The organism is Paenibacillus riograndensis SBR5 (genome assembly GCF_000981585.1).
Taxonomy (GTDB): Bacteria; Bacillota; Bacilli; order Paenibacillales; family Paenibacillaceae; genus Paenibacillus_AQ; species Paenibacillus_AQ riograndensis.
The window spans coordinates 2,325,530-2,342,602 of the sequence record NZ_LN831776.1 but is presented as its reverse complement, the minus strand read 5'-3'; the positions used below and the strand labels follow the sequence as shown (position 1 = coordinate 2,342,602).

Here is a 17,073-nt window from a genome sequence, read left to right as displayed (position 1 = left end):
GTCTTGCTATTCAGCAAACTGAATTATGAAATTGACTCCAGAATGCAGCAGATTTTGTTTTTCGGCTGAGCCGGGAGCATTCTGTTGCTGAATGTGCAGCAGATTGTCTCCGAGCAGCACTTCACCGCACAGGGCAGCCTCCAAACAGCGCAAGCCTCAGCTCAGTGCAAGCCTCAGCTCAGTGCAAGCCGCAGACATTTCATATTGGAATACCGGTAGCCCGCAGCCTCGTAAAAATGCAGCGCCCGCGCATTCCCGGCATCTGCCAGCAGCGTGATACGCAAGAAACCGTTCGCCTTTGCATATTCCACAATTCCGTCCATGAAAAATCTCCCGCCCCCTCTTCCACGCTCTGCCGCAGATATAATAAAATCCTCCAGCATGATGACCGGCCCGCCTTCAAAGGTACTGAAGCCAAAAGCCAGATTTACCATCCCCACAACACTTTCCTCCCGTTTGAGCAGCAGCAGCACCCCACGGTCCGGATGATTCAGAATCAGCAGAAGCCCCGCTTTCTGCTTGTCCGTATTGCAGGCACCGGCGAAATCCGCCTCAAGGGCGAACAGTTCGCTAAGCAGCGCACTCATGGCTTCCAAATCCTCTATTCCGGCTGAGCAAATTGTCAGCATAGTTTCATCCATCCCTTCTCACGCGAATTTGGTTTCTCCTATGATAAGGGATGTTCAGCCTTTTCACTGTGATTTTTGGGAGCTGTGGTGTCCGGACTATATTTTTTTCACAGGTGTGAACTACACACCACCTAAGAGGTGGGTGCTTCTTGGTCAATAGAGCTACTGCTCCAAGTTTACCCAAGCTTAGAGGCTAGTTCCTAGCCCAATCGTTGCCATCTTATATGGCTAATTGTAGTAAGTTTTTAGCTGCGTTTACATCTCTGTCGTGTTGTACACTACATTCAGGACAAGTCCATTCACGTACCGCAAGGTTCTTCACTTCTGCGTTTTTATAGCCGCAGCAGGAACATAGTTGGCTGCTCGCAAAGTGTTTTGGGGCAATCATCAATGTTCTCCCGTACCACTTCGCCTTGTATTCGAGCATCGCTCGAAACATGCTCCACGATACTTCGGATATGGCTTTAGCTAATTTATGATTCTGCATCATGTTCTTTACACGCAAGTCTTCCATCACGATCACTTGGTTTTCGCGTATCATTTGGGTTGACGTTTGGTGCAAGAAGTCTTTACGCTGATTCGCTATTTTTTCATGAAGCTTGGCGACCTTCAAACGTGCTTTATTTCGGTTATGGCTTCCTTTCTTCTTTCTCGATAAGTCCTTTTGCAGTTTGGCTAATCGTTGTTCAGATTGACGAAGATGTTTCGGATTTGCGATCACTTCGCCACACGAAGTAATCGCAAAGTTTCTTAGTCCCAGATCTACGCCAATCTTCTTTTCTGTTTTTGGCAAAGGAGCGATATCTGTTTCTACCCGTACGGAGGCAAAATATTTTCCTGATGGTGTTTTGGATAGGGTGCAGGATTTGATTCGCCCCCAGAATGGACGATGTACCTTGATTCGGATTCTTGTCTTTAGTTTCGGAATTTTAATCGTTCCAGCTTTGGTGGCTATCGTTCCGTTTTGATTGTTCGTTGTGAAGCTATTGTTGTTCGTTTTCTTGCTTTTGAATGTAGGGAAACCCACGTTCTTATCCCGAAAAAAATGCCTATAGGCTTTCTCCAGGTTGAGCTGAACGTTTGCTAAGGCCAGGCTGTCCACTTCTTTCAGCCACGGGTATTCTTTTTTGTACCTGGCAGGTGTATTATGGAGCATTTTCTCCGTTTGTTTATAGTGTTCGATCTTATCCGCAAGCATTTTGTTGTAGATAAAACGGACACATCCGAACACCTTTGCCAGATATTGTTGTTGCTCATGGGTGGGGTAGATCCGATACTTATACGCTTTAAGTACGAACATGCCTCGCAACTCCTTTCCAGGAATTTACGAATCCATCATAGCACAAATGTTCGTATTTATGGAAGATAATTTCCTTTAGATAAGAAAGACCGTTGCCATTCATCCCACCATTTTAGAAATGGGGAAATTCTGACAACCGATGGTTAAATAGACGTTGATTATATCCAGTTATCTACCCATGGATATGATCCACAACCAAACATGCGTTCGTTAATCAATATAAAAAATCCGCCAGTAGATACTGACGGATAATTGAGTAGCCAAATTGGGAGGTTTGAAACTTAGATCATGAAAGTCTTAGTTATGATTACCAATAAGATAAACAGCACCAGAATTGCAGTTGTAGAAGTAAACCCACCATATCCCCCAGCAAATTCACCCATTAAACGTCTCTCCTTTGTAATTGAATAAAATTTAGAATATACAAGCTTTCGTTATAATAACTAACAAGATAAAGAGTACCAGTATTGCACTTGTCGACGTAAAAGGACTAACATGTTTAACTTCTTTTTCAGGCTCACATCCATATCCTCCAACAAGTCCGCTCATTCGTTAACTCCTCCTTTATAATTGGTTACAAATCTAGGATATGCAGGATTATTCTCTGTGCTTGGGTAAATAGGAACTAATATTCACCTGGACTGCAAACGATGAGATTCGGTTTACTCTTTCCATGTTTATCCCTTTCAAACTTTTTTAATCAGGAATAATCTATTATGTGTTCCATATCAGTAAAAGGAAGGGGGATTAAACCATGAACTTTCGCAAACAAGCTAAATTACTGCGGGGCAAAACCGTACAAGTAACCACTCCCTGCAGCACTTATACTGGAACCATCCTATCGGTTGGTACAGATTTTCTTATTCTAAGTTCTATCATTAGAGGGCGTAGAATACGACGCATCATACGATTGGCAGAAATTATTCTGCTCTCAAGATTAATTCGCTAAAATCAAAAATATTAGATACAAAATATCCTAATATCTCCCTGAGTTTCCTCTTATTCACCCGTCAGGCATAAAGCCTGGCGGGTTATTCGAATCAGCCGGAAAAAGTGTGTTTCACAAAATAACGTCTTCTCTGTCTGCTTCGGGCAGCAAATGGTTCCGATTGCTTCTGTATCATTCAGCCAAAGCTTAAATATGGTTATCATGAAGCAGATCCTTGTTCTATTATTTTTCCGTTTAGCAGCGAAGTTCTGCGGCCGAGTTTGCGACAGCCTATCAATACTGGATTTCAGTGACGATGGACGTGTGAAAAGTCAGGATTTTTGCGGCGGCTTTTCCGCTTCGCGCCAGTAGCGGCCGCATCTTTTCGAAGCCAGGCCGCCAGGCGCTGCACCAACTGCGGTTGCCGGGTTAGTCAATATGTGCAACGGCGCTGATTTCAATCAGGTGCTCTTGGAAGCAGATGGTATGGTGAGACGGAAAGAGTACCCCCAAGTTCCCCCGAAAGTCGAGTACAGCCTCACCGATAAAGCAGAAACACTATTGCCCGTTTTGGAGTGGTTATGTGAATGGGGAACAAAAAACCAAAATAGTTAATCCAGTTTCAAATCAAACATATGGTGTCGACTCCACCCGCGGATAGCTGATTTGCCCTTGTACATCAAGGGTAAGGCTGCAAAAAAAATGAGTTACTCTCATTCCTCCAATTTGCCCGCCTACGCCGAAATCAAAGGCACTTTTACCTCTCATTTCACCAATTTGCCCGCCTACGCGAAATCAGAGGTACTTTTACCTCTCATTTCACTTCGTAGCCCAAGAACGCCGAATTCAGAGGTATTTCTACCTCTCATTCCACCCCGTAGCCCGAGAACGCCGAATTCAAAGGTATTTATACCTCTCATTCCATCCTCTAGCCCAAGAACGCCGAATTCAAAGGTATTTATACCTCTCATTTCCCCCTATAGCCCGGTAACCCCGGATTCAAAGGTATTTATACCTCTCATTCCACCCTGCAGCCCGAGAACGCCGAATTCAGAGGTATTTATACCTCTCATTTCACCCCGTAGCCCGGTAACGCCGAATTCAGAGGTATTTATACCTCTCATTCCATCCTGTAGCCCAAGAACGCCGAATTCAGAGGTATTTCTACCTCTCATTCCACCGTTCAGTGGGCCTACGTGCTTACCTGCCATTAAGTTTTCGTCCTCCGCCGTTTGTCTCAATCATGATTACCTATACAAAAAACCCCGAGGGGGTATATTCCCCTCAGGGTTCCGAACTTCTATCAAGTTCCCGCAAATTAACGAAACTATACAACTATACCGGCAACTACACCGGCTCTTCCACAGGATGCTCCTCCGCAGACTGAAGATTATCGAGCAGCCGGGGCTTCACTTCGTTCACCACTTCCTGGAACCGGTCACACAGAAAAATCAGCTGATCGATTTCCTTCCGGCCCACTTTCTCGATGATCTCATTTAGAACACCGGAATAACGGGTCAAATTCATCTGCAGAACGGCCTGGCCCTTCTCCGTTAGACAAATGTAGATCACTCTGCGGTCCGATGTGGACATCACCCGCCGGGTATATCCTTTCTCTTCCATGCTGCTGATCATTTGCGAAGCGGTAGGCCTGCTGATCTGGAGCAGCTCGCTTAATTTGGAGATCATCACCCCCGGGGAGGTTTCCTTCTCCTGTTCCGCTTTTTGCATGCTGGCGTTAATCACGAACATTGTCAAAAATTCCGCACGCGGAATTGAGGCAAACAGTTGGGTACGCGTAGTCAGACGTTTTATATTTTCCAGTGCAATGAGCAGCTTTCTCTCTTGACTGTCCTGGGTATCCATAAGGCACCTCCGGTTAATGGTTGGGAGCAGAGGACGGAAAAAAACCTCATTTTATTTAGATTACCTACCTATTTCGCAAAAATCAAGAACAACTCATCTAAATTTTAAAAAATTATTTAGTTGTACTATGCTTTTATTTTTTGTATGATACATAAAAGATAGTTAGCCTACCTAATTAGAATAAAGGAGAGGAATCATTGTGGAGCATCTCACGCAAAAGAAAAAGGTTACCATTATGATCGCATTAATGGCAGCCATGTTTTTCGCGGCAATCAACCAGACGATTGTGGGCACCGCGATGCCGCGCATTATTGCGATGCTGGGAGGGATTGAGCATTACACCTGGGTCATCACCATCTATATGCTTACCTCCACTATCGCTACCGTGCTTGTCGGCAAGCTGTCCGACATTTATGGACGAAAGCCGTTTTTGCTTGCCGGGATTATTATTTTCATGATCGGGGCTTTTCTGTCCGGACTGTCGGCCAATATCTTTCAAATGATCGCTTACCGCGGGATTCAGGGGGTCGGCGGCGGGATTCTGATGTCCGCGACTGTAACCGCCGTAGGGGATTTGTTTGCTCCAAGGGAAAGAGCCAAGTGGACGGGAATTATGATGGCGATGTTCGGATTCTCCAGCGTCATCGGGCCAACCCTCGGGGGCTTCATGATTGACCATATGGACTGGAAATGGATCTTCTGGATCTTCCTGCCGCTGGGCCTTGTGGCCTTTGTCATGATCTGGAGAATGTTTCCCAAAACCACACGCGCCGCTTCCGAATCCATCGACTATCCGGGATCGGTCTTCCTCTCGCTCAGCATTGTGGCCCTGCTGCTCGGATTCTCCTGGGCAGGCACCCAATATGACTGGGGATCGCCGCAAATTCTCAGCCTGTTCGCAGCAGCGGTAGTCTTCGCGGTCATTCTGATTCTGATCGAGCGCAAAGCCAAAAGCCCCGTGCTGCCGCTCTCGCTGTTCAAAAATTCGATTATCTCCCTGTCGATGGTTATCGGCTTTCTGATGAATGCCGGCATGATGGGGGCCATGATCTATCTGCCGTTCTTCGTGCAGGGCGTAGAAGGTGTATCGCCTACCAATTCCGGCTTTATCAATATGCCGATGTCCCTGATGATGATTGTGCTGAGTACACTGGTCGGCCGCTGGATTTCCAAATCGGGAAAATACAAGCGGTATGCGCTGATCGGCATGCCGTTTATGGTCGCGGCGATGCTGATCATGGCCTTTATGAACAGTATTGCGATGGCCGTAGCCAGCATGATCATCTTCGGGATTGGTCTGGGTCTTGCCATGCCGGTATTTACATTAACCGTGCAGAACGCGGTTGCACCGGCTATGCTGGGTGTCGCTACTGCCACCTCAACGCTGTTCCGCAACCTGGGCGGCACGATCGGTATTGCCATTATGGGCACGGTCATGAACACGACTCTGACACATAAGCTGGAGAACGCGGTTCATTCGGGGCAGGGTCCCGATATGTCCAAACTTGATGCCGAATCCGCCCGGCAGCTGTCGGCATTCATGAATCCGCAAATGCTGCTGGATCAGCCCAAGCTCAAGGAGCTGCATGCGACACTGCCGGAACAGATCCAGCCTCTGTTTAACCAGCTGATTGAGATGCTGCGGTCCGCTCTAAGCGATTCCTTGACGGTTGTCTTCCTGAGCGGTACAGCGCTTCTGGTCATTGCGGCACTTCTGGTGGTATTCCTCAAAGAGATTCCGCTGCGGTCCAGCGAAGCCAGAACAGAGGCCAAAACCGGGGAAAAAGGCGTAGACAGCAAGCTGAAGGAACAGGCGCCTGCTGTACAATAAGCACGGATAGCAGTCTTTCGGGAGAGATGTCCTCAACAGCGTAAGCTGCGGGGCATCTCTTTTTATATATGCGGGGGTTAAAATTCGTCCTGACGGTTATTCAACTGTTCAAAATATTCATACACGCCGTTCAGCAGCTGTCTAAGGGTGTCGCTCGGCTCCTTGCCCAGATAATCAATCATTCCCTTAAAGGTTTCATGGGTTCTCACCGTAACCAGCTCCGCCAGGCGCTCGCCCCGGTCCGTCAGTGTAATCTCGCTGATCCGGCGGTCCTGGGCATCTGTAGTGCGGATGGCGTAACCCTGGGAAATCAGACTGTTGACCATTTGGGTAACCGTAGGAGAAGTGACCTTAAGCTGCTTGCTGAGATCGGAGACGGTCTGCCCTTTCCTGCCTTCCCGTTCATTGCCCTGTCTGATCGATACCAGCATCCGGAGCTCGCTCGGCTTCAGACTGGATATGGAGTTCCTGCGCCAGTTCAACCGGGAAAATTGCTGGAACGCTTCTATTAAAGCATCAATATTCTCATAGTCGTCCATTTCGTCTGTCATTGGTACACCTCATATGCTCAATTATCATAAGTAATTATAGCCTAAACGCTTCGTAAAAAAAAATTCGCCCGCACGCAGGGGCAGGCTTGTCTTATTCTAATGCTTCTTCAAGAATGGCCATATTGAATTTCCGCAATAACTCTCCAAAAATCACGCGTTCCCCATCGCTCCAGCTGCTGAGCATTTTGCCGATGCTGTCCTGCCGCGCCTTCTTGTTCTCGTTCAGCACTTCAAGACCCGCTTCCGTCATCTCCAGCGAATAAGCCCGCCCGTCAACGGGGTCAGGGATACGCCTTACATACCCTTTTTGCTCCAGCGCTGCCGCCTGTCTGCTGACCGTCGAAATATCCAGGTGGAATTCATCAGACAGCGCCTTCACTCCGGCCGAGCCGTGGGAGTCGATTTGATACAGCAGCAGATAGGCGGAGCGGTCCAGATTGCCGATCTTTTTATAAGTGGTCATGGACACCAGGCGGCGCACCAGAATGGCCATCTCCAGTTCTATGACATCAACTGTATTATTCATGACGCTGCATCCTTTCCTCTCAAGTTGTATCTACATATTATGATCATTGACATTACCATTCCCGCTTGTATAATACAAGTATATACTTTCATTATACAAGTTATTTTCCGGAATGATAAGCTGCGGAGGGACATTATGAAAGCTCATGAGTTTATGATCAGACAAGTATACAAAGTCAAGGAATCCGATACGGTGCGGACCTTTATCGAACGCTGCATTCAGTTCCGGATCAGCGGCATGCCTGTGGTCAATGATAGAAATGAAATCGTCGCCTATTTAAGCGATGGGGATATCATGCGTTATATCGGCAGACATGAAGATCTGATCGTCGATTCTTTTTTTCAGATCAATGTATTTGTGGGGGATAATGAGGAATTCGAGGAGCGGACCCGCAGACTGCTGAGCCTGAATGTAATGGATATCGCCAAGAAGAAGGTCATCACTGTTCCCTGGGACGAAGATATTGAAAGAATTGCAACCATTCTCGGCAAAAAACAGATCAAAAAAGTCCCGGTCGAGCGGAACCGGGTGCTTGTCGGCATTATCAGCCGCGGCGATGTCATCCGCCATAGCTTCAAAACCCTGCTCTAACCCGGACCGGGCCTTCCGGCCGGTGCGGCCTCCGGCTGCCTGACAACTGATGTACCTGTTCAGCCGGAGCCGCTTCAGCTTTTCCTGCTTCATGCCAGCCCCGCACCCCACACTCTAGAGGCTTCTTCCTTATTCCTCCGGCTCCCGGCCGCACAACCCATAGAAAAAGATATGGAACAGCTCATCCAGGAATTGATTCTTGTCCTCATGCTTCGCCACACTGTCCAGCATTTCCCCGGAGCTCTTGATATACATCTGGATCATCACCAGCACCGCTTCCATGGACACCTTTTGCGAAATTTCTCCGCTGGCCTTGCCCTCCTCCACCATTTGGACCATCAGCGGCATGACCCTGTCATCATACTGCTGCTGGATATACTGGTACATAGCCTCATCGTCGAACATGATCTCTTTGACAAGCGCAGGATCCAGGGTAGAATAGGTTTCCTTATCCTTGAAAATAAAATAAGTGATCCGCTCCTTCAAGGTTTTCTGCTGCCGCATCTCTTCTTCGAACTCCAGCAGGGATTCCTCCACAAAATCCTTGAAGGATTCGCTGATCAGCGCCTCCTTGCTGCCAAAATAATTATAAATCGTCACCTGGGACACCCCTGCCGCCTTGGCAATATCGGCGATCCGCAGTTTTTTGATCTCCCAAGTCTTCAGCAGCTCCATGGTTGTCTTCATGATTTTGCTCTTGATCAGGGCTGCTCTCTTCTCAAAACCGTTCATCTTCGTCCTCCTAAGCGGCTTGTATAGAAAATATGCAATTCCAAAAATAATGAAATATTCAGAGTTAATAATTTCATAATTATATTGACTTCGCGTAATCCCGGGACTATTATAACATATGAAATATTCAATCGTTAATATTTCATATTTGTTGCGGAGGTGGCGTCATGCTGAAGGTTGAAGGGCTCAGCAAGCGGTTTTCAAATGGCAGAGGCATTGACAATGTATCATTCACAGTTCATCAAGGCGAGGTGTTCGGATTCCTGGGACCAAACGGGGCAGGGAAATCCACGACCATCCGCCACATCATGGGGTTCATGCAGCCGGATCGCGGCTCGGTTACGATCGGCGGGCTCGATGCCTGGAAGGGGCAGGGAACGGTGCAGAAGCTGACCGGGTATCTGCCGGGAGAGATTAACTTTATCGACGGCATGACCGGCACAAGCTTTCTCAATTTCATGACCTCGATGCAGGGAATGAAGGATACCTCCAAGCGTGACCGCCTGATCCAGCGACTGCAATTCGATGCCGCGACACCGATCCGCAAAATGTCCAAAGGCATGAAACAGAAGGTCGGCATTGTGGCCGCCTTCATGCACAGCCCGAAGCTCATTATTCTGGATGAGCCGACCTCCGGTCTGGACCCGCTGATGCAGCGGGTATTTATCGAGCTGGTATTAGAGGAAAAAGCAGCGGGAACCACCTTTCTGATGTCCTCGCACAGCTTTCAGGAGATTGAACGCACCTGCGACCGGGCGGCGATTATCAAGGATGGCCGGATTGTCACCGTCAAAAATATCCACGAGCTGCAGTCCATGCAGCGCAAGCTGTTCGAGGTGGTCTTTGCAGCACAGGAGGATGCCGCGCAGTTTGCCGCTTCGGGTCTGCAGGTCGAATCGCATGAAGGCAACCGGGTACGGATCGCCATTCAGGGCGATTATGCGGCATTTACACAGGAGCTGGCCCACTATGCCGTACGCAGCATCGACATCTCTACGCAGAATCTGGAGGATATTTTCATGAACTATTATGACCGGGACCGCGAGGTGACTGCGGAATGAACTTTTCACTCTATAAAGAAATGATGCGGGTCAATTTGAAGGGAATCATGAACTACGCTGTTGGCTCTGCTTTTTATATGCTGTTCATGATCTGGCTGTATCCCGGCTTGGGCGGCAGTACAGCAGCCATAGATGAACTGGTTAAGGCGATGCCGGAAGGCGTAGGCAATGCGTTCGGGCTGAACAGCGGCTTCGCGAGCGCGGAGGCTTTTATCTCCGGGGAATATTACGGGCTTATTCTGGTCCTGATCCTGTCCATCGTCTGCGTGCAGCTCTCCACTCAGCTTATCGCCCGGCTGGTGGACCGGGGTTCCATGGCCTATCTGCTGGCTACTCCGACCACGCGCCGCAAGGTAGCCTTCACGCAAGGCCTGGTCCTGGTCACCTCTCTCTTCATTATATTGGCGGTCACCCTGTTGTCGGGGTTTGCCGGAAAAAGCTGGTTTCTCGGCACCAAATATGAATTCGATATGGGCCGCTTCACCCAGCTGAATACCGTGGCCTTTCTGCTGTTTTTCGCTATCGGCGGGCTATGCTTCCTGATTTCCTGCGCCTGCAATGACGAGAAGAAGGCGCTCGGAATCTCCGGTGCGGTCACCTTCGGCTTCTTCACGCTCGACCTGCTCGGCAAAATCAGCGGTAAGCTTGACGTGCTGCGCTACTTCACCCTGTTCAGCTTCTACCGCCCCGCCCATATTGTGCAGGGCACAGCCGAAGTTATGCAGATTTGCCTCTGGCTGCTGCTGATCGGCCTTGCGGCTTTTGCCGCAGGCATCCGGATCTTCCGGCGGCGGGACCTGCCGCTGTAAGTGGATCAGGCAGGCGCTGCTTAGGCAGCGCCCGCACCGGGCAGCACGCCCCGCGGCCATGGTCCGTTCGCAAGTTCGCCGTTTCACTTTCGTCGAAATGTATCATTCAGTTGCGGCCCCCTCCTTTTTGTGTCATTGTAATATCAGGTTTAGAATTCCCCTCTTTACCTGATCGGGATACTTACTCATAAGGAGAGACCTTTGTGCTGCCTATTCATGAACTCATACCTAATTCCAGAACCAAAGAGATGTACTTATCTGTCCGAAAAAAAGGGACCGTATCCAAACAAACCCTGCTGGAGGAAAGCGGCCTGACTGTCAGCACCTTAACCCGGATTCTTGATGAGCTGCTTGCCCAGAACCTGCTGCTGGAGGTAGGCTTCGGGGAATCCACGGGCGGCAGACGGCCCACCCTATATGAAACCAATCCCGCCTATGGCTATGTATTCGGCCTGGAAATCTCCCGGACGTTTTCCAGGCTCGTGCTTGCAGATCTCCATCTAAAGCTGCTGGATGAATATTCATGGCCTATGGATGAGCAGGCCACACCGGAACGCCTGATCGAATCTGTTCATGCCCAGGTGCTGCGCATGCTGGAGCAAGCCTCCATTGATATCAGCCAAGTTATCGGGCTTGGCATTGGAGCCGTCGGCCCCTTGGACCGCAAGGAAGGAATGATTCTGCAGCCAGCCGGCTTTGCAGCTCCGGGCTGGTCACAGGTGCCGGTCAAAGAACGGCTGGAGCAGCTTCTTGATGTGCCGGTGTGTCTGGATAATGGAGCCAATACCGCGCTGCTTGGCGAATATTGGGCCGGCGGTGACCGGCGGCAGCATCAGCTGCTCTATCTCCACGCCGGCATCGGGCTGCGCTCCGCGATTATGAACGAAGGCCGGATTCTCTACGGCGTCATCGACACTGAAGGGGCCGTCGGCCAGATGATCATTGAGAGCTCCGGCGTTCCTTCCAGCGTGCCGGGCGGCAATTCCGGCGCATGGGAATCCTATGTTTCTATCCGCACCCTGGAAATGCAGGCCCGGGAGGAATGGAAACGCGGCAGACCCACCTTGCTCCGTGAGCTGGCCGGCCGCCCGGAGGACATTGAATTCGCACATTTAGTTGAAGCGCTGCAGGCCGGGGATTCCGTGGTGAACGGAATATTCGGGCAGGCGGCGGCCTATTGCGGCATTGGTCTGGCCAACCTGATTAATATTCTCCATCCGGAGGAGGTCATTCTGGGCGGCCCCCTGTTCTCGGCTGCGGATTTTTTCTACCGGGAAGCCACAAGGACTGCCCTTGAGAAGACCTACTACCGCGGGCAATACAAGGTCCGCTTCACTCAAGGCAGCTTAAGCGACACGGCTGTCGCCGCCGGGGCAGCCGCCCTCATACTGAACCAGCTTACTATTTGAGGACGGTATGATCCCCCAAAGCCGTAAGGTTAGCCGCGGCTGGCCGCCTGTGCCAGCTCAGATAGCCATTTCCCCCGCTCCCCTTCGGCTTTGGCGGCGATTTTTTTCAGCTTGTCTGTTCCGCCCCAGATCAAATACACAATATGCTCCACCTCATGGCGCTTAAGGCCGCGAACTTGATCGATCAGCAGCCTGAGAATCCTGTCATCCCCCAGATCGGCATCGATCTTCAGCTTCATCGAATCACCGCTATGCAGCATACATTTCACCAGTGTAGGAAGCGTCTCCGCGTTAACGCCATGCCGCCCGGCCAAAGCAGCCGTGAAGCTGTTCTGAACGGACTGGTGTTCTTCGTCGACCTGCTCCATATATTGTTCTACTAATGGAAAATACGCCCGGTCCGCGAGACCAAGGCCAAAAACCGCATAACTGCCCGGCATGCAGCTTTTTTCCCCTTCTGTATCCGTATACCATTCGAAAGTTTCCATCGCCACCCCGGCATACTCCTCCAGCAAAGGCTGCAATTTCGGATACTCCAAGGCGTTGGCAAAGAACCGGTGCGTGCCCGACTTGGCCAATCCTTTGACCGGCAGCCATTGCTTGACGGAGGATTTCAGCTTGATTTGATAGCTCTTAGGGAAACCCAAGCTTAGCAAGCGGATAAGAAACCGGAGCGCACGCGCGTAGCTTTCCTCCGTTTCTTGCTTAATGGCTATGGTTACCTCGGCAAACACATCGTTGGCTGTGCATTCCGCCAGTTCACCGCGAAGGCAGACATCTTCCCGGGCGAACGTTCCGCTGCCTTCCTCAGTCAGACGTTTGGCCCGGGTGCTTCCCAACTCGATAGCGCAATTCAACATAGACAGCCCCACACTTCTGCTGTAGGAAGGCTCATATTTCAAAATCAAGATTGCGGAATACAGGACCAGTTCGATGAGACCTTGCTCGGGATTGTCCAGCCGGGCATCACTTTTTCGCTTGTATTCCTTCTGCCACTCTGATCCTATATTATCGAAATAACGGGGCAACCAGTGATTTTCCACCCAATTCCGCAAAGCCCCGCTCAGATTACTCCGGTGCTCGGCAAGATGTTTGTTTCCTTTATTCACTTGTTGAATGTTCTCGAACACAGAAATGATCCGGCCAGGGTCCAGCTCCGGGAACAGTCCCTCATCCAACAGGTGTCTGGACAGGAAAAAGGTCTCCAAGGGTTTGGTCGGATATTTTCCCGCTTCGAGCTTATTCCCGACATAGGCGGAGATACGTTCCAGCAGCAGTTTCTTCTTCGTCCCGTCGACGTATTCAAGAATACGAACGTTGACCCCGCCTTCCCGCACCTGGAACTTGCCGTTAAAAGTAAAGTGATAATCGATTAATGCCGGCGGCATCCCGTTCAATTTATGCTGCATATAGGAAGCAAGCTCAGGGACGATCTGCTCCCGCACTTGTTCCCCGGTCAGCCACTCGCTGGGTCCGGCCTTGCCTCCCGGCACCGTAAGATCGAGTTCCCCATCCGTCACCTCCACCCTGCCCTTGGCATATTCGAGCAGAGCGCCACTGTGAATCCCCACCTGCAGCGTTGTGCGTTTCACGATTTTGTCCGCGTCTATATTGCTAATATAGGCTGCCCATCTGTCAATCTCCTGTTTCATTTCGTCCAAAAGCGTTTCCAGTGTGTGATCCATAATCATCCAAAGCTCCTTTATGCAGAGTTATAGATTTAATGCGCCCCCATACAGCTAGCTGGGATTGCTTTCTATCATAGCCTGTCCCCGCAGACAGGACAATTAGGCGTTGGACTCAGTTCCTTCAGTTGAAATAGACCAAGTGATCTAAGCATTCATCTTTCATGGGACCAAGGAGAAGGACAAACTGACCCTGGCGGGTGAAAACACCCCGGAGCTTACGACCGCACAGATACCCGACCGTTCCAAAATCAACGGGGGCACGCTGAAGACGGATCGTTGTAAGGTTTTTGGCAAAATAAGGGGCTCCTCGGTCCGCTTCAGTCCCTGGATGAAGCCCGATCCTAAACTATAATAGAGTGAACTTAAGATATTAACATTAGGGACTTCGTCGGGACTACGGTGAATGTTTGGACTTCCGGCCGCTGTTGTCTGCAGATTTCTTGATTTATACCGCTGTTCGCAGTGGAAATCCGCAGACAAAGGCGGACGCTAACGCTCCTACAGTTCCAAACTTCCCCTCCATCCCTTTTCCCTTTTGTTCGTTTTTCAAGTTCACTCTATATAGAACAAAACGGCGGCTCCGTCCTTTTCTGGGCAACACAGCAGCGCACCCACAACCGTTCCCGTCACCTTATGCTCAGAAAAAGCAGCAGGCATACGGGGGCTCCCGATACCTGCTGCTTTTTTCAAGCTGAAGTTCAAATTTCACCCTTGGTCTGCTGCAGCTGCCTTGCCTGAAGAGCGGTTTGCTGCAGTGCGCGGAACCTTCTGCCCAGCAGTTCATAGCCTTTGGCTCCCGGATGCAAGCCGTCCGTCAGGAAGGCTTCGTCCTCCGGGCCAAACCAGCTCAGGCCGTCCAGATCATACAGCTGGCGGTCCCCCCGTTCCCGCAGCAGCTCCACGGTCTGCCGGATATCTTCACGCATCATGGGCAGCGTGAAGCCGAGCGGGTTAGGCTCCGTCTCGCGGACGGTGCCGTAAATCGGGGAGATGACCAGCAGCGGAGTCTCCTTGTGTCTGTCGCGGATCGTTTCCAGCAATCCGATCAGCAAAGGCTTGAACATCCGCGGGCTTAGGGTACCGGCGCCATAGATGTTCACCCCCACGCATATAGAGATGAAGTCGGCCGGCAAATCCCGGATCAGACGTCCGATCATCGGCTCCATGTGGCAGTTGCCGGAGAAGCCGAGATTGGTCACATTCCAGCCGCAATCAGCGGCGGCGATGGCCGGCCAGGCACGCGAAGGGCTGGAAGCTGCCACACACTGGGTAATGGAACTACCATAGGTGATCCAGCGGGGACGGCGATCCGGCAGCGGATCACCAGCAGCCCCGCTGCCGATCCGCAGGCCCGTTACCGTCATCCCGATATTTTGCGGGAGCCAGATTTCCAGATCGTTGATGCCTGCGGGAAGTCCGCTGAACAAGGCTTCGGTTGCTCCTGGGGGAAGGGTGAGGGTCAGGAACAATTGACCTGCCACCAGGCAGTCCATAGCAGCTGCATCCGCGAGGGGGAGGAACGATACCGCTACCTCTGCGGAATCACTGCGCAGCCGCAGGCGCACACCGGCACAAATCTCGGCTTTGCCCCCGATTCCCTCCGGTGCATACAGCTCATAATCCGCGTAGGGAATACGCCACGGCTTGACTCCTTCCTCCCGGTGCTCCAGTGAAACCGCACCGTGGAACCATTCATCCGTTAAGGGAAGCTGTTTCACAGCGCATCCCCTTCCTTCCTGCCGGTGTGCTCCGCAGCAGGCACGAAGTTTTCGCCGAGCCAGACATCCTGCTCCAGCAGGCGCTGCTGAAGCTCGGCGACGGAAATGCCGCGTGAGCCTGTGCCGTCACGCAGCGCCAATGCGGCGGCTGTCCCCGCAGCCTGGCCCATGGAAAAGCAGTTCGGCATCACCCGCAGGGAGCCTTGAACCGCCCGGTCCGAGGACACGGAACGCCCGGCCACCCAGAGGTTGTCGATACCCGCCGGCAGCATGATCCGGTAAGGGACGCCGTGTGAGACGCCCGGCGGCAAGTGGTTGAAGGTCATCTCGCTTTTGCTGTTGGCGAGATGGATGTCGATATAATACGCGTTGCGGGCAATGTCATCCGGGAAGGAGCGGGCAGCAATGAAATCATCGACGGTCAGGACGTAGTCCCCTTCGATGCGCCGGGTCTCCCGGATGCCGATCTGCTCCCCGCTCGCCACCATATGGGCATGCTCGAAGCCCGGCACATAGCTGCGGAAGAACTGGAGCTGGCGTTCTGCCGTGCGGCGCCCCTCAATCGCGCCCCGCGTCAAATCCTCGGCACGGGTGCCGTCCACGCCGAATACATGGCCGAAGTTGACCCCTACCAGATAATCGCTCACCCACGCCAGGCCGGAGACGGACTTGCGGCCCTCCGGCAGCGCGCCATCGGCTATTGCCCGCTCCACCGTTGCATGCAGCTGGCCCGTATCCCCGCTCTCCTTCAGGAAACGGCTGAACTTCGGACGGTCAACATTGGCAAGGAGATAGCACATGCTGCCCGGCTGAAGCTTACCCGCCTCGCCGCCCTTCTGGAAGGGCACCCCGGACAACGCGGCGATGTCCCCGTCCCCCGAGCAGTCGATAATATAGCGGCAGCGGATGAAGGAGCGCCCCGTTTTGTTGACGACAATGACGCCTTCGACCGTTCTGTGGTCCTCCGATACTACTACATCGTAGACAAAAGTATGATAGAGCGGCGTCACGCCGCTTTCCAGAATGGCGTCATCATAGACCCGCTTCAGCACCTCCGGATCAATCGGCACCCAATCCAGCATGTCCCGGTATTCTTCGCGGTAGCCGGGACCGCAGGCCAGCTTCATCCGCTCCATCAGCTTTAGGCCTAAGCCGCGGATAATCGGCTTCTGCTTGTCTGTAAAGGGACAAAAGGCGGGGACAAGCGCAACTGTGCCCATTCCGCCGAGGAATCCCCTCTGCTCCACAAGCAGGGTGCTCGCCCCGCCTTCCGCAGCAGCAATCGCCGCGGCGATGCCGGATGCTCCTCCGCCGATGACCAGTACGTCTACTTCGCGGGTAACCGGCACACTGGCGGATGGCAGGGTTATATGTCCGTAATGCATAGAATCATCCTCCAAATCTATATTAGCTGAACTTGAAATTCACCCATCT

16 protein-coding genes and 1 pseudogene are annotated in these 17,073 nt (G+C 51.6%); 6 read left to right on the top strand and 11 right to left on the bottom strand.

Going from position 1 to position 17,073, the window contains the following annotated elements; translation table 11 throughout:
- Positions 1-173: 173 nt before the first annotated feature.
- The 4 genes from PRIO_RS09545 to PRIO_RS37440 form a co-directional block, all read right to left on the bottom strand.
- Entirely contained in the window at positions 174-629 is a 456-nt protein-coding gene (locus PRIO_RS09545) for a GNAT family N-acetyltransferase (protein ID WP_167345601.1), read from the bottom strand.
- Positions 630-849: 220 nt separating this feature from the next.
- Positions 850-1,929: an IS200/IS605 family element RNA-guided endonuclease TnpB gene (gene tnpB, locus PRIO_RS09540; protein ID WP_046502053.1), complete on the bottom strand. Its 1,080-nt coding sequence runs from the start codon at positions 1,927-1,929 to the stop codon at positions 850-852.
- Between the two features lie 281 nt (positions 1,930-2,210).
- Entirely contained in the window at positions 2,211-2,312 is a 102-nt protein-coding gene (locus tag PRIO_RS36675; protein ID WP_231869851.1) for a YjcZ family sporulation protein, read from the bottom strand.
- A 31-nt stretch (positions 2,313-2,343) separates the two neighbouring features.
- Positions 2,344-2,478, bottom strand: a complete 135-nt coding sequence (locus PRIO_RS37440) for a sporulation protein YjcZ (RefSeq protein WP_144412093.1) — start codon at positions 2,476-2,478, stop codon at positions 2,344-2,346.
- 850 nt (positions 2,479-3,328) lie between these two features.
- On the opposite strand from PRIO_RS37440, the pseudogene PRIO_RS34760 reads away from it, so the two are divergent.
- A pseudogene (locus PRIO_RS34760) lies at positions 3,329-3,472 on the top strand (winged helix-turn-helix transcriptional regulator); the annotation flags it as partial.
- A gap of 732 nt (positions 3,473-4,204) precedes the next feature.
- Here the strand turns inward: PRIO_RS34760 and PRIO_RS09525 are convergent.
- Positions 4,205-4,723, bottom strand: a complete 519-nt coding sequence (locus PRIO_RS09525) for a MarR family winged helix-turn-helix transcriptional regulator (RefSeq protein ID WP_046502042.1) — start codon at positions 4,721-4,723, stop codon at positions 4,205-4,207.
- A gap of 199 nt (positions 4,724-4,922) precedes the next feature.
- Here PRIO_RS09525 and PRIO_RS09520 point away from each other — a divergent pair, with 199 nt between their 5' ends.
- Complete coding sequence (locus tag PRIO_RS09520; RefSeq protein ID WP_020429968.1) at positions 4,923-6,554, top strand: MDR family MFS transporter; 1,632 nt, start codon at positions 4,923-4,925, stop codon at positions 6,552-6,554.
- A 77-nt stretch (positions 6,555-6,631) separates the two neighbouring features.
- On the opposite strand, the gene PRIO_RS09515 is transcribed toward PRIO_RS09520, so the two are convergent.
- Positions 6,632-7,105, bottom strand: coding sequence for a MarR family winged helix-turn-helix transcriptional regulator (locus PRIO_RS09515; RefSeq protein WP_020429966.1), 474 nt, complete (start codon positions 7,103-7,105; stop codon positions 6,632-6,634).
- A 91-nt stretch (positions 7,106-7,196) separates the two neighbouring features.
- Positions 7,197-7,631, bottom strand: a complete 435-nt coding sequence (locus PRIO_RS09510; protein ID WP_020429964.1) for a MarR family winged helix-turn-helix transcriptional regulator — start codon at positions 7,629-7,631, stop codon at positions 7,197-7,199.
- A gap of 135 nt (positions 7,632-7,766) precedes the next feature.
- Between PRIO_RS09510 and PRIO_RS09505 the strand changes: the two genes are divergently transcribed.
- Positions 7,767-8,222 carry a CBS domain-containing protein gene (locus PRIO_RS09505; RefSeq protein WP_046502039.1) on the top strand — a complete coding sequence of 152 codons (456 nt, stop codon included), beginning with the start codon at positions 7,767-7,769 and terminating at the stop codon, positions 8,220-8,222.
- A gap of 129 nt (positions 8,223-8,351) precedes the next feature.
- On the opposite strand, the gene PRIO_RS09500 is transcribed toward PRIO_RS09505, so the two are convergent.
- Complete coding sequence (locus tag PRIO_RS09500) at positions 8,352-8,954, bottom strand: TetR/AcrR family transcriptional regulator (RefSeq protein WP_020429959.1); 603 nt, start codon at positions 8,952-8,954, stop codon at positions 8,352-8,354.
- 167 nt (positions 8,955-9,121) lie between these two features.
- Between PRIO_RS09500 and PRIO_RS09495 the strand changes: the two genes are divergently transcribed.
- The 3 genes from PRIO_RS09495 to PRIO_RS09485 all read left to right on the top strand — a co-directional run bounded on the left by PRIO_RS09495 (position 9,122) and on the right by PRIO_RS09485 (position 12,233).
- A complete protein-coding gene (locus PRIO_RS09495) occupies positions 9,122-10,015 on the top strand; it encodes an ABC transporter ATP-binding protein (protein WP_020429957.1) in 894 nt (297 codons plus the stop codon).
- On the top strand, positions 10,012-10,824 hold the full coding sequence (locus PRIO_RS09490) for an ABC transporter permease subunit (RefSeq protein WP_046502036.1): 813 nt from the start codon (positions 10,012-10,014) through the stop codon (positions 10,822-10,824). The genes PRIO_RS09495 and PRIO_RS09490 overlap by 4 nt, the downstream gene beginning before the upstream one ends.
- A gap of 203 nt (positions 10,825-11,027) precedes the next feature.
- Entirely contained in the window at positions 11,028-12,233 is a 1,206-nt protein-coding gene (locus PRIO_RS09485; protein ID WP_020429952.1) for an ROK family protein, read from the top strand.
- 29 nt (positions 12,234-12,262) lie between these two features.
- Here PRIO_RS09485 and PRIO_RS09480 read toward each other — a convergent pair whose 3' ends face one another.
- The 3 genes from PRIO_RS09480 to PRIO_RS09470 form a co-directional block, all read right to left on the bottom strand.
- Positions 12,263-13,918, bottom strand: coding sequence for a DUF6138 family protein (locus PRIO_RS09480; RefSeq protein ID WP_039789638.1), 1,656 nt, complete (start codon positions 13,916-13,918; stop codon positions 12,263-12,265).
- 701 nt (positions 13,919-14,619) lie between these two features.
- Positions 14,620-15,639 (bottom strand): SGNH/GDSL hydrolase family protein, encoded by a 1,020-nt coding sequence (locus PRIO_RS09475; RefSeq protein WP_020429611.1) that lies wholly within the window; start codon positions 15,637-15,639, stop codon positions 14,620-14,622.
- Positions 15,636-17,024, bottom strand: a complete 1,389-nt coding sequence (locus PRIO_RS09470; protein ID WP_020429612.1) for an FAD-dependent oxidoreductase — start codon at positions 17,022-17,024, stop codon at positions 15,636-15,638. Before PRIO_RS09470 ends, PRIO_RS09475 begins: the two co-directional genes overlap by 4 nt.
- Positions 17,025-17,073: the final 49 nt, after the last annotated feature.